This is a genomic window from Citrobacter sp. wls613 (genome assembly GCF_005281195.1).
Classification (GTDB): domain Bacteria; phylum Pseudomonadota; class Gammaproteobacteria; order Enterobacterales; family Enterobacteriaceae; genus Citrobacter; species Citrobacter gillenii.
In genome coordinates this window covers 17683-31226 of the sequence record NZ_SZXN01000064.1, presented here as the reverse complement: position 1 = coordinate 31226, position 13544 = coordinate 17683, and the positions used below count along the sequence as shown (strand labels likewise).

Annotated in this window: 7 protein-coding genes; 5 read left to right on the top strand and 2 right to left on the bottom strand. The window is 57.1% G+C overall.

The genetic code is table 11. The features are described 5' to 3' along the window. Positions 1–6 precede the first annotated feature (6 nt). From FDX01_RS13980 to FDX01_RS13965, 4 genes are all read left to right on the top strand, one after another. On the top strand, positions 7–795 hold the full coding sequence (locus FDX01_RS13980; RefSeq protein ID WP_115258295.1) for an ABC transporter ATP-binding protein: 789 nt from the start codon (positions 7–9) through the stop codon (positions 793–795). Between the two features lie 9 nt (positions 796–804). Continuing rightward, positions 805–4872, top strand: a complete 4068-nt coding sequence (gene nirB, locus FDX01_RS13975) for a nitrite reductase large subunit NirB (RefSeq protein WP_137399962.1) — start codon at positions 805–807, stop codon at positions 4870–4872. Further along, positions 4869–7469 carry a nitrate reductase gene (locus FDX01_RS13970; RefSeq protein ID WP_137399961.1) on the top strand — a complete coding sequence of 867 codons (2601 nt, stop codon included), beginning with the start codon at positions 4869–4871 and terminating at the stop codon, positions 7467–7469. The genes nirB and FDX01_RS13970 overlap by 4 nt, the downstream gene beginning before the upstream one ends. 103 nt (positions 7470–7572) lie before the next feature. Further along, positions 7573–8958: a YchO/YchP family invasin gene (locus FDX01_RS13965; protein ID WP_137399960.1), complete on the top strand. Its 1386-nt coding sequence runs from the start codon at positions 7573–7575 to the stop codon at positions 8956–8958. A 19-nt stretch (positions 8959–8977) separates the two neighbouring features. Here FDX01_RS13965 and narL read toward each other — a convergent pair whose 3' ends face one another. Then, complete coding sequence (narL, locus tag FDX01_RS13960) at positions 8978–9628, bottom strand: two-component system response regulator NarL (RefSeq protein ID WP_003020756.1); 651 nt, start codon at positions 9626–9628, stop codon at positions 8978–8980. After that, positions 9621–11417: a nitrate/nitrite two-component system sensor histidine kinase NarX gene (gene narX / locus FDX01_RS13955; RefSeq protein ID WP_117342901.1), complete on the bottom strand. Its 1797-nt coding sequence runs from the start codon at positions 11415–11417 to the stop codon at positions 9621–9623. Before narX ends, narL begins: the two co-directional genes overlap by 8 nt. A gap of 339 nt (positions 11418–11756) precedes the next feature. On the opposite strand from narX, the gene FDX01_RS13950 reads away from it, so the two are divergent. After that, positions 11757–13148: a NarK family nitrate/nitrite MFS transporter gene (locus FDX01_RS13950; protein WP_115258300.1), complete on the top strand. Its 1392-nt coding sequence runs from the start codon at positions 11757–11759 to the stop codon at positions 13146–13148. Positions 13149–13544: the final 396 nt, after the last annotated feature.

Here is a 13544-nt window from a genome sequence, read left to right as displayed (position 1 = left end):
GACAGCATGAAACCCATTATTCAGGTACAGGCAGTGAGCCAACGTTTTTCCACCGCCAGCGGCGAGTTTCTGGCGCTGCAAAACGTCTCGTTTGATATCCATGAAGGGGAAACGGTCAGCCTGATTGGTCATTCCGGCTGCGGGAAATCGACGTTGCTGAATCTGATCGCGGGCATCACGTTACCCACTGAAGGCGGCCTGCTTTGCGATAACCGCGAAATTGCCGGGCCGGGGCCGGAGCGGGCGGTTGTATTCCAGAACCATTCATTGCTGCCGTGGCTGAGTTGCTTTGACAACGTGGCGCTGGCGGTCGATCAGGTCTTTCGCCGCACCATGAACAAGGCCGAGCGGCGCGAGTGGATTGCGCACAATCTTGAACGGGTGCAGATGGGCCACGCGATGCACAAACATCCAGGCGAGGTTTCCGGCGGCATGAAGCAGCGAGTGGGTATTGCCCGTGCGCTGGCCATGAAACCCAAAGTGCTACTGATGGATGAACCGTTTGGCGCGCTGGATGCACTCACCAGAGCACATTTGCAGGACACGGTGATGCAGATCCAGCAATCGCTGAACACCACCATTGTGCTGATTACCCATGACGTCGATGAGGCGGTGCTGCTCTCTGATCGGGTGATGATGATGACCAATGGCCCGGCGGCCACGGTGGGCGAGATTCTGGCGGTAAATCTGCCGCGCCCGCGTAACCGCGTCCAGTTGGCGGATGACAGCCGTTATCACCACCTGCGGCAACGCATCCTCCACTTCCTGTATGAGAAACAGCCGAAGGCGGCGTAAGGGGGCGATATGACGCAACGACTGGTCATTGTGGGGCACGGCATGGCGGCGACGCGCCTGACCGAGGCGCTGCTGGCGTACAAGTGCAGCGACATCGCGATCACGCTTATCGGTGAGGAACCGCAGCTGGCCTATAACCGCATCCAGCTATCACCGGTGCTGGGTGGGGAGAAGACGTTTGCCCACACGCTACTTCATCCGCGCCAGTGGTATACCGACCACGGCGTGACGGTGCTGAGCGGGGAACGCGTGCTGGCCGTTGATGCGACTCGCCGCCGGCTGACGACCTGCACGCGCATCCTTGAGTGGGATGAGCTGGTTTTTGCCACCGGCTCGGTGCCGTTTATTCCGCCAATTCCCGGCGGTGAGCAGGCGCATGTGCACGCGTTTCGCACGATGGCGGATGTGGAGGCCATCTTGCAACAACCAGGTTCGGTGGTGGTGTTTGGCGGCGGCGTACTCGGCGTGGAGGCAGCGGCAGCGCTACGGCTAAACTGTGACAACGTCACGTTAATTCATCGCGCCGAACGTCTGATGGAGCACCAGCTGGATCGGCAGGCCAGCGATCTGTTGCAGGCCCAGCTGACAGCGCGCGGTATTCGCTGCGTACTCAATTCCGGGATTACGAGCATTGAAGGAGATCGCGTCACATTGCTGGATGGTGAGCAGTTGGCCGCGCGGCGGGTGGTGATGGCGACCGGCGTCAAACCCAATATCCACCTGGCGCAGGAGAGCGGTGTGAGCTGCCAACGGGGGATCGTAGTGGACGCACAACTGCGTACCACCGTCGCAGGCATCAGCGCGGTGGGCGAGTGTTGTGAAATTAACGGCCAGACCTGGGGGCTGGTGGCACCCTGCCTGCAGCAGGCCGAGGTGCTGGCTGCACGCCTGGCAGGCCAGAACGGCGAGGGATTTCGTTGGCAGGATCGCGGCACGCGTCTGAAGGTGACGGGAATCGAACTGTTCAGCGCTGGGGTAACGGACGCCGAACCCACGGATACCGCGTTGAGTAGCTGGGATCCGCTCAGCGGACACTACCGCCGTCTGCTGATTCGCGACGGAAAACTCCATGGCGTGCTGTTAATGGGCAATTGCCGCAGCGCTGCGCCGCTCACCGACTTGCTGGATGCACACGCGCCGGCAAATTCCGCCTGGCTATTTGACCGCTTTGATACGCAGCCACCGGCTGCAGGACTGATGACGATGACAAAACCGACGCTGGCTGTTGTGGGACACGGTATGGTTGGCCACCATTTTCTCGAGCAATGCGTAAGCCGCAACCTGCATATGCAGTATCACATCGTGGTGTTCGGCGAAGAACGTTATGCCGCCTATGATCGGGTACATCTTTCCGAGTATTTCGCCGGGCGCAGCGCGCAGTCGCTGTCACTGGTGGACGAGGACTTCTTTGCGCGTCACGGTATCGAGCTGCGTCTTGCGCAGTGTGTTACGCAAATCGACCGTGAAGCTCGGGTTATCCGTACCGCCAGCGGCCATGAAACCCACTGGGATGCGCTGGTGCTGGCCACCGGATCGTACCCGTTTGTGCCGCCGGTAAAAGGCGGTGATTCCGCGGATTGTTTTGTTTACCGTACGCTCGACGATCTCGATGCCATTGCGGAAAAAGCGAAAAATGCCCGGCGTGGGGTGGTGATTGGCGGTGGGCTGCTTGGGCTGGAGGCGGCCAATGCGCTGCGCCAGCTTGGACTGGAAACACATGTCGTTGAATTCGCCGCGAACCTGATGGCGGTGCAACTGGATAATGCCGGCGCCGCTATGCTGCGCGAAAAAATTGAGGCGCTGGGGGTGGGGGTGCATACCGCAAAATCCACCCGCGAAATTGAGCGTACGCCAGACGGCCTGGTGCTGCATTTTGCCGACGGAGAGCGGCTGGACACCGATCTGGTGGTGTTTTCCGCCGGTATCCGCCCGCAGGATACGCTGGCTCGCCGCAGTGGCTTACACCTCGGCGATCGCGGTGGAATAAGCATTGATAGCCACTGCCGCACGTCAGATGATGCCATTTACGCCATTGGCGAGTGCGCGCTGTGGGAAGGGCGGATATTTGGACTGGTGGCGCCGGGCTATCAGATGGCGCGCGTTGCCGCCGCGCGGCTGGCCGGGGAAGAGGCCAGTTTTGGCGGGGCGGACATGAGCACTAAGCTCAAGCTGCTCGGCGTTGATGTGGCGTCATTTGGTGATGCGCAGGCGCGCACGCCGGGGGCGCAAAGCTATCAGTGGACCCACGGCCCGCAGCAAATCTACAAGAAAATCGTCGTCAGCGCCGACGGCAAAACGCTGCTGGGCGGCGTGTTGGTGGGCGATGCCAGTGACTATGCCACGCTACTACAAATGATGTTGAACGGACTGGTGCTGCCCGCGCAGCCGGAATTGCTGATCCTGCCAGCCGAGGCGGGTAGCGCACCGAAAGTGCTTGGGGTGGCGGCACTCCCTGACACCGCACAGATTTGTTCTTGTCATAACGTCAGCAAGGCCGATATCTGCCGGGCGGTCAGCGCTGGGGCGACGGATATCGGTGCAATAAAACAGTGTACCAAAGCGGCAACCGGCTGTGGCGGGTGCAGCGCACTGGTCAAACAGGTGATGGAGCATCAGCTGGCTGCACAGGGTGTGGAGGTCAAAAAGGATATCTGTGAACACTTTCCCTGGTCGCGTCAGGAAATCTATCATCTGGTGCGGGTGAATCATATTCACACTTTCGAACAGTTGATTGCCCGTTATGGACACGGGCACGGCTGTGAAATTTGTAAACCGCTGGTGGGGTCGGTGCTGGCCTCCTGCTGGAATGAGTATCTGCTTAAACCTGCGCATCTGCCGTTGCAGGATACGAACGATCGCTATTTTGCCAACATTCAAAAAGACGGATCGTATTCGGTGGTCCCGCGCATGCCAGCGGGGGAAGTGACGCCGGATGGCCTGATTGCCATTGGTCAGATTGCTAAACGCTACCAGTTGTACAGCAAAATTACCGGCGGGCAGCGGGTTGATCTCTTCGGTGCGCGGCTTGAACAGTTGCCCGATATCTGGCGCGAGCTGGTCGAGGCGGGGTTCGAGACCGGGCACGCTTACGGGAAGTCGCTGCGTACGGTGAAGTCCTGCGTCGGCTCAACCTGGTGTCGCTACGGTGTTCAAGACTCAACTGGACTGGCAGTCACGCTGGAGAATCGCTACAAGGGCCTGCGCGCACCGCACAAAATCAAAATGGCGGTTTCCGGCTGTACCCGTGAGTGTGCCGAAGCCCAAGGGAAAGATGTCGGCGTCATTGCCACGGATAAAGGCTGGAACCTGTATTTGTGCGGCAACGGCGGCATGAAGCCGCGCCATGCCGATCTATTTGCCAGCGATCTGGATGATGCCATGCTGATTCAGACCATCGATCGTTTCCTGATGTTCTACATCCGCACCGCGGACCGCCTGCAGCGCACCAGTACCTGGATGGACAATCTCGAAGGCGGTATTGATTACCTGCGCGAGGTGATCATGGACGATAGCTTAGGTATTGCCAGCGAGTTGGAACAAGAGATGGCGCGGGTAGTGGAAAGCTACCAGTGCGAGTGGCAAACCACGCTCAGCAGTCCGCAACGTCTGGCGCTGTTTCGCTCTTACGTCAACAGCGATGCCCCGGATGACGCCATCGCGCGTCAAGCCTTACGCGGCCAGCCGCAGTTGGCCCCCCCTGTACGCCATGCTCGTGAGACATTGCCGGTGAAACCCTGGCAGGCGATCTGCCCGCTTGAGGCGATCCCGGAACAGGCAGGGATTGGTGCCCTACTGGGTGACCTGCAAATCGCACTCTTCCGTTTTGGTCAGTCGATTTATGCGCTGGATAATCGTGAACCCGGCAGTGACGCTCAGGTACTTTCGCGCGGCATTTTGGGGGATGTGGCCGGTGAGCCTGTTGTGATTTCGCCGCTGTATAAACAGCGCATTCGCCTGCGTGATGGTCGCCAGTATGACAGCGGCGAGCAGGCGGTACGCGCCTGGCCGGTGAAAGTGGTGGATGGAAAAGTGTGGGTGGGCAATCAGGCATTGATTCTGCGCGCGGAGGCCTCATGAGTGAGATACGTACCACATGTCCCTACTGCGGCGTCGGCTGTGGGGTGATCGCCCAGGTGAGCGAAAAAGGCGTTAACGTCCGGGGCGATCCTGACCATCCGGCAAACTTTGGTCGCCTGTGCGTCAAAGGCGCGGCGCTGGCGGAAACCACCGGGCTGAGCGGCAGATTGTTACAGCCGACGGTTGACGGGGCGAAGGTCAGTTGGTCGCAGGCGCTGGAAACCGCAGGCACGCGTCTGCGCAGCATTATCGCCCAGCACGGCCCGCAGGCGGTGGCCTTTTACGCTTCCGGTCAGCTACTGACGGAAGATTACTACGCGGCCAACAAGCTGATGAAAGGTTTTATCGGTGCGGCCAATATCGATACCAACTCGCGGCTTTGCATGTCGTCGGCGGTGACCGGCTATAAGCGGGCGCTGGGTGCCGACGTGGTGCCCTGCAGCTATGAAGATATCGAGTGTAGCGATCTGGTGGTGCTGGTGGGATCGAATGCCGCGTGGACGCATCCAGTGTTGTACCAACGGCTGGTGCAGGCACGACAAACCAATCCATTGTTGAAGGTGGTGGTTATCGATCCCCGACGTACTGCCACCTGTGATATTGCGGATCTGCATCTGCCGCTGCTGCCTGGCAGCGACGGTGGGCTGTTCGTGGGTTTACTCAACAGAATTGCCACCGACGGTGCAGCGCTGGGGGATTTTGACGGGGCAACGGAAACGCTGGCTATCGCGCGTGACTGGGACGTGGCGCGGGTGGCGGAGTTTTGTGGGCTGGAGGTGGCGGAAGTCACCGCGTTTTATGACGCGTTTATGTATGCGCCAAAGGCCGTCACGCTGTACACCATGGGCATTAACCAGTCCGCCAGCGGCAGCGATAAATGCAATGCGATCATCAACGTCCACTTGGCCAGCGGTAAATACGCCCGCGCCGGGTGCGGGCCATTTTCGCTGACCGGACAGCCAAACGCGATGGGCGGTCGCGAGGTAGGCGGGCTGGCGACGCAGTTGGCAGCACAGATGAGTTTTGACCCGCAGGACCTGTCGCGCGTGGCCCGCTTCTGGGGCGCTGAGCGGCTGGCACAAACGCCGGGGTTGATGGCGGTCGAGCTGTTCGAGGCTATTGGCAACGGCGAGATTAAAGCGGTGTGGATCATGGGGACTAACCCGGCGGTATCGTTACCGGACAGCCATGCCGTGTGTCAGGCGCTGGCGGCCTGCCCGCTGGTCATTGTCTCCGAGGTGGTGGCCGACACCGATACCAGTCGCTATGCCCACATTCGCTTTCCGGCGCAGGCCTGGGGAGAGAAGAATGGTACGGTGACCAATTCAGAGCGGCGCATTTCTCGCCAGCGCGCCTTTTTGTCCTCTCCCGGTGAGGCGCGTGCAGACTGGTGGATTATCGCCCAGATGGCTAAACAGTTGGGGTATGCCGGGGCGTTTAGCTGGCAAAACGCGTGGGAGGTCTTCTGTGAACATGCGGCGCTTTCCGGTTTTGAAAATAATGGGGAACGCGCCTTTGATATTGGTGCCCTGGCCGAAATGACGTACGCGCAGTGGGAAGACATGACCCCGGTTCGCTGGCCGGTCAGTCGACGTCTAGCGCCGCTAAACCTCTGGCAGGGCTGGCACGCGAACCAGCGTTTGCGGCTGGTGCCGGTCACGCCGCAGGGGATGACAACCGCCTGTGATGCGCTCTATCCGCTGGTGTTAAACAGCGGGCGTATCCGTGACCAGTGGCACACCATGACCCGCACCGGCACCGTTTCGCGCCTGATGCAGCACATCAGCGAACCGCTGGTCGAGGTGTCACCCGAGGACGCCGTACGATTTCAGCTGACCGGGGGAGCGCTGTGTCGTATCAGTTCCCCGCGCGGGCTGATGGTGGGCAGGGTGGCAATCCAGCCAGGTCAGCGGGCGGGCAGCGCGTTTACCTCGATGCACTGGAACAACAGCTTTGCCCGTCAGGGCCGGGTAAACACGCTGGTCGCGCCGGTGTGCGATCCCCATTCCGGACAGCCAGAAAGCAAACAGACTGCGGTGCGTATCATGCCCTGGCAGCCGCAATGGCAGGGGGAGATGTTTAGTCGGCATCAATTAACACTGCCCGGTTTTGTCCATTGGTGGCGCAAAGCGGCGGACACGGTTTTTCGCTATACCCTGGCGGGTGACAGGGAATTCGCCAGCTGGCTATGCCAGTACTGCACAGCACAAGGCTGGCAAATCCAGCAGGCGCACTGGGGCCAGGGGCTGAATATCCTGGCCTGGCGTGAGGGGCAACTGATGCTGGGATTCTGGTCGGCGGCGACGCAGCCTGAGATTGACACCGTCACTATTCTCGCCGCGTTTGTGCGAGCGCCAGACAATGCTGAAATACGCCATGCGCTGCTGAGCGGCAAACCCGCAGGTATAGCGCCTGACGAGGGGGCGATAGTGTGCAGCTGTTTCAGCGTAGGTGAAACGGCGATCGTCCGGGCGATCACCGACGGTTGCCAGTCGGTTCAGACGTTGGGGCAACAGCTGCGCTGCGGCAGCAACTGTGGGTCGTGCATCCCGGAGTTGCGTGCCTTACTGAAACAAACGCTAACGCTTAAAGAGTAAGGATATTCCTGAAAATTTGGGAAAAGGCTGCAAATTGCCGGCCTGAAAGGTATGGTTAACGGTCGAGAGACCTGATTTTAATGATGTAAAAGCCACCGACGATTTGAGCCGTTTTTTCAGTTGTACACGTAGTATCCTCCTACTCTTGCCGCTGGCAGGCGGTACTGCCAGCGCGCAGTCTTCGTTTATCCAGCAGGCCGCCAACCCGTTTGACAACAATCATGATGGCTTACCCGATCTTGGCATGGCAGCGGAGTCCCGGGCCGGTGAAAAGCATTTTGCCGAAATGGTCAAAGCGTTTGGCGAAGCCAGCATGACCGATAATGGTCTTGATACCGGTGAACAGGCGAAGCAGTTTGCGTTTGGCCAGGTGCGTGACACGGTCAGTGAGCAGGTGAATCAACAACTGGAGTCGTTGCTTTCTCCCTGGGGTAATGCCAGCGTTGGGCTACAGGTGGATAACGAGGGTCGCTTTACCGGCAGCCGGGGAAGCTGGTTTATTCCGTGGCAGGATAATCAACGCTACCTGACCTGGAGCCAGATGGGGATAACCCAGCAAGATGAGGGGCTGGTCAGTAATCTGGGCATCGGGCAGCGCTGGGTACGCAACGGCTGGTTGTTAGGTTACAACACCTTTTATGACACTCTGCTGGATGAAAACCTGCCGCGCGGTGGCGTGGGTGCCGAAGCGTGGGGCGAGTATCTGCGCTTATCTGCCAATTATTACCAGCCGTTCTCGTCCTGGCAGGAACGTTCTGCGACGCAGGTGCAGCGCATGGCGCGGGGATATGACCTTACTGCACTGATGCGGGTCCCGTTTTATGAACATCTCAATACCAGCGTTAGCGTGGAGCAATACTTTGGCGACCAGGTCGATCTGTTTCATTCCGGAACCGGCTACCATAATCCGGTGGCGGTCAAGCTGGGGCTGAGCTACACGCCGGTGCCGCTGGTGACGGTGACCGCGCAGCATAAGCAGGGGGAAAGCGGGGTCAGCCAGAACAGCGTCGGTGTAAAGCTTAACTATCGCTTTGGCGTGCCGTTAAAAAAACAGTTGATGGTCAGCGAAGTGGCTGGCAGTCAGTCCTTGCGCGGGAGTCGTTATGACTTACCACAGCGTAACAATCTGCCGACGATGGAATATCGCCAGCGCAAAACCCTGGCTGTGTTTCTGGCAACTCCGCCGTGGGATCTCACGCCTGGCGAGTCGGTAGCGCTGAAGCTGGAAGTGCGCAGTCAGCACGGTATTCGCCACCTGACGTGGCAGGGGGATACGCAAGCGCTGAGTTTGACGGCGGGAACAACTACCCGGAGTGCAGAAGGCTGGACGATTATTATGCCAAAGTGGGACAGCAGTGACGGGGCAACAAACCGCTGGCGGCTGTCGGTGGTGGTGGAAGACGAACAGGGTCAGCGTGTCTCTTCCAATGAGATCACGCTATCACTGACCGAACCGTTTAGCGCGGTGTCGGAAAATGATCCTCGTTGACGATAAGCAGCATTAAAAATTAGAAAATGCGTTCCTGATGTACCCATACCGCGGCTTCTACGCGTGATTTGAGCTTCATTTTCTTCAGCATATGCTTCACGTGGACTTTGACCGTGCTTTCGGTGATGTCCAGACGGCGGGCAATCATCTTGTTAGGCAGGCCCTGGGCAATCAGTTTCAGGATGTCGCGTTCGCGCGGCGTGAGCTGGGTGACATCGCGGTCTGAGGTGGCACGATTAGCACGCAGGCTGGCGGCCAGTACGGGTGTTAAAGCTTCGCTAAGCACCATTTCACCGGCGGCCGCTTGCTGTAATGCCTTCAGCAAATCTTCCGGTTCCATGTCTTTCAACAAATAACCATCCGCGCCGCGTTTCAGGGCGGTGACCACGTCTTCTTCATGATTGGAGACGCTGAATACGACGATGCGGCCGGACAGGGATTTTTCGCGCAGCTTATCGAGCGTTTCCAGACCGTTCATACCGGGCATATTGAGATCCAACAGGATCAGATCGGGATCAAGAGACTCAGCCAGCTCGATACCCTGCTCGCCATTACTGGCTTCGCCGACCACGGTAATATCGGGCGCCATGCTGACAAGCTGTTTTACACCGGTTCGCAACATCGGATGATCATCGATCAACAGGATGGTTGCCGGTTCCAGATTACTCATGGGTATCTCCTTGGACTTCTGTGAAGTTTGTTTCGGGAATGAAAGTGACAGCAACTTCAGTACCGCCAGTCTCGCGACGGCGTACACGGCAATCGCCGCGCAAGCTTTGCGCACGATCGCGCATAATAATCATGCCGTAGTGGTTACTGCGTTCGGCGTTTTCCGGTACGCCGCAGCCGTTATCTTGCACTGTCAGTTTGACCTGCTTGCCATTTTGCACCACCGTCACCACAACGTCATCGGCGTGAGAGTGTTTCAGGGCATTACTCAGGGCTTCACGGGCAATTTGCAACAGGTGAATAGCCTGGTGCGAAGGCACCAGACGCGGCGGCAGCTGGTAATCCAGCTTCACCGTAAAACCAAATCGGGCGCTGTATTCCAGGCAGCTGGCTTCCAGCGCTGGGCGCAATCCAGGCTCCGTTAACTGCAAACGGAAGGTGGTTAACAGCTCACGCAACTGCACCCAGGACGTGTTCAGTTCATTACGAATTTGACTCAACAGGTCGCGGCAGTTTTCCGGCAGCGCCTCGCCTTGCATTTGCAAACAGCTGACCTGCATCTTCATACAAGAAAGCGATTGTGCAATAGAATCATGCAGTTCACGTGCAATGGTGGCACGCTCTTCCATCACAATCAACTGCTGCTGACGCTCCTGCTGCCTGTCCAGCGCCAGCGTCGCGGTCAGTTGTTCAACCAGGGTATCAACCAGTTGCTGCTGGTCGTGGCTAAGATGACGTCCGTGCGGCAATGTGGCCAGCAGAATACCATACTGAGTATGCGCATCGGTCAGTCGCCATTTCAGTGTGATTCCGCCGTCAATGGCGGGCAGCGTGCCGCGCGGACACAGATGACACCCTTTTTCATCACAGCTGACGTTCGACTGACAGGTAAACTCCTGGTGATTATCTTCATCTTCCAGGTCGTACACCCGCAGTTCGATATCATGCAACAGCGTTAAATTTTGTAGCCCGTTGAGTACCGGGGAAAGACGTTCACACAGTGGTACCTGAGAGTGCAGACGGCGGTTGGCTTGCCACAGGAAGGAGAGAATCTGGTTTTTATGCTCCAGACCGGCGGTTTTCTCCTGCACCCGCTGTTCCAGTACCGCGTAACTTTCTGCCAGCTCTTCTGACATATTGTTCAGTGCCGATCCCAGGGCCGCCATTTCATTACGCCCGCTAATGCATGCGCGCTGGGTAAAATCACGTTGGCTGACGGCTCGCGCCATCGACAGCAGCTGTTTCCACGGTTCCAGCAGACGAACACGCAGCCAGATAATGGTGAAAACCAGCAGCAGTGCCATAAACACGGCCATCAGACGATGCAGCATCACCACGCGCTCAATACGCAATTCCGTGGTGTGGTCAAAGGCGGTCACCAGCTTATCCAGTCCTGCCACAAACTGCGTAACGTCCTCGGCAACGGCGTCCGCGTTTTGTGCATGTGATAGCCCTGGCGCCAGTTCGGTATGCCAGTAATCCTGTAACGCCTTCAGCTGTGCCTGTTGTCCGTCGCGCTTAGCGGCGCGCGTGAGTTCCGGGCTGAAGGCCGTTCTTTCCATCTCTTCCAGCAGCGGCTGGTCATTGGCATCCAGCGGAACCGCTGCCAGCAGACGATAGCTCTGCATACGCAGGGAGCCGGCTTTATTTATCGCATGCGCGCTGCCCTGAACGCCCTGAACCAACCAGCCGGAGACGGCCATACCTGCCACGCCGATTGCGGTGGACAGTAAAACAATCAGCGCTACCTGGTTGACCAGCGTAAGCGGAGAGAGACAACGTTTTAACATGGTGACTTCTTCCTTCAGGATTTCGTTGTAGCGAAAACCTTATGAATGACGATACTGCTGCAAGCAGTGGCGTTATTCTCAGCTATACACTGGAGTATACCCATACCTCAAACGGGCTACCCCTTAATTGCCGCAGGTGGGAGAGATCCCCGGCTGAGGGGAGTAGGGGGCGACAGAAGCGTGAAAAACCACATCTTTTTTAGCGATGTTATGTACTCATTTGGGGTAATGATAAATTTTAAGCACTAATAATGACATCTTTTCCTTTGATTTATATCAACTTACCTCTCGCTGTAAACCCTAATGTTGCAGGCATCGAAACAAGTATCAGAGGTGTCTATGAGTCACTCATCTGCCCCGGAAAGGGCATCTGGATCTGTAATTACAGAATGGCGGCCGGAAGATCCCGCCTTTTGGCAACAAAGAGGTCATCGTATTGCCAGCCGCAACTTGTGGATTTCCGTCCCTTGTCTGCTGCTGGCATTTTGCGTATGGATGTTATTTAGCGCCGTAGCGGTGAACTTACCGAAGGTTGGCTTTGACTTTACCACCGAGCAGCTGTTCATGCTGACGGCATTACCGTCGGTTTCCGGTGCGCTGCTGCGTGTTCCGTACTCCTTTATGGTTCCTCTGTTTGGCGGACGTCGCTGGACGGCATTCAGCACCGGTATCCTGATCATTCCTTGCGTATGGTTAGGTTTTGCCGTGCAAGATACCACCACGCCGTTTAGCACGTTTATTATCATCTCTCTGCTGTGCGGTTTTGCCGGGGCAAACTTTGCTTCCAGCATGGCTAACATCAGTTTCTTCTTCCCGAAACAGAAACAGGGCGGTGCACTGGGGCTGAACGGCGGTCTGGGTAACATGGGCGTCAGCGTGATGCAGTTGCTTGCGCCGCTGGTGGTCTCCTTGTCTATCTTCGCGGCATTCGGTAGCCACGGCGTTGAACAACCGGATGGCACGCAACTGTATCTGGCCAACGCCGCGTGGATTTGGGTACCGTTCCTGGCGGTGCTGACGCTGGCTGCGTGGTTTGGTATGAACGAACTGGCAACCTCTAAAGCGTCACTGAAAGAGCAATTACCGGTGCTGAAACGCGGACATCTGTGGATTATGAGTCTGCTGTATCTGGCAACCTTCGGCTCCTTTATCGGCTTCTCTGCCGGTTTTGCCATGCTGTCAAAAACGCAGTTCCCTGAGGTACAGATCCTGCATTATGCCTTCTTTGGTCCGCTGATTGGCGCCCTGGCTCGTTCTGCTGGTGGGGCAATTTCTGACCGACTGGGCGGGACGCGTGTGACGTTGGTGAACTTTGTCCTGATGGCCATTTTCAGCGCCTTGCTGTTCCTGACGCTGCCAACAAACGGTGAGGGTGGCAACTTTATCGCCTTCTTTGCGGTGTTCCTGGCGCTGTTCCTGACGGCTGGGTTGGGTAGTGGTTCTACCTTCCAGATGATCTCCGTGATCTTCCGTAAACTGACGATGGACCGAGTGAAAGCCGAAGGTGGCTCCGAAGAGAAAGCGATGCGTGAAGCGGCAACCGACACGGCGGCAGCACTGGGCTTTATCTCAGCCATCGGCGCGATTGGCGGTTTCTTTATTCCTAAAGCGTTTGGTACGTCGCTGGCGTTAACCGGTTCGCCGGTGGATGCGATGAAAGTGTTCCTGATCTTCTATGTCGCCTGCGTGGTCATCACTTGGGTGGTATACGGACGTCATTCTAAAAAATAAAAAAGTAATGTACACAAAATCACTCAAACTGCATCACGGCGGCAAGTGAGAAATCCCCAGGAGCATACTCAAGTCAGTGACTGGGGAGAACGAGCACAGCCAACGCGGAAGCAGTTTGAAGGATGACGTGTAGGTTGATTATCCTTTGCGCGGTGTTAGACCGCGCTTTTTTTTGTCTGTAATTAGTTACAACATACTTATTTATCTACAGAGACTATCGTCTGTCAGAACGGTACACAGAAAGAGGCCTGCCAGGGGGGATACCCCTTAATACTCACTTGTAAAGAATTTAACATTTGTATGATGAGTTAATTTTAAAATCATATTTAAAATCAATTGATTACTGACTTTTACCTCATCCCACTTAAGGGGTATATAAAATTTAACCTCTCTTTC

What these genes read in the sequence shown, in the direction of transcription:
- FDX01_RS13970 (WP_137399961.1), top strand. Translation starts at nt 4,869, where the DNA reads ATGAGTGAGATACGTACCACATGTCCCTACTGCGGCGTCGGCTGTGGG.
- narL (WP_003020756.1), bottom strand. Translation starts at nt 9,628, where the DNA reads ATGAGTAATCTGGAACCGGCAACCATCCTGTTGATCGATGATCATCCG.
- nirB (WP_137399962.1), top strand. Translation starts at nt 805, where the DNA reads ATGACGCAACGACTGGTCATTGTGGGGCACGGCATGGCGGCGACGCGC.
- FDX01_RS13950 (WP_115258300.1), top strand. Translation starts at nt 11,757, where the DNA reads ATGAGTCACTCATCTGCCCCGGAAAGGGCATCTGGATCTGTAATTACA.
- narX (WP_117342901.1), bottom strand. Translation starts at nt 11,417, where the DNA reads ATGTTAAAACGTTGTCTCTCTCCGCTTACGCTGGTCAACCAGGTAGCG.
- FDX01_RS13980 (WP_115258295.1), top strand. Translation starts at nt 7, where the DNA reads ATGAAACCCATTATTCAGGTACAGGCAGTGAGCCAACGTTTTTCCACC.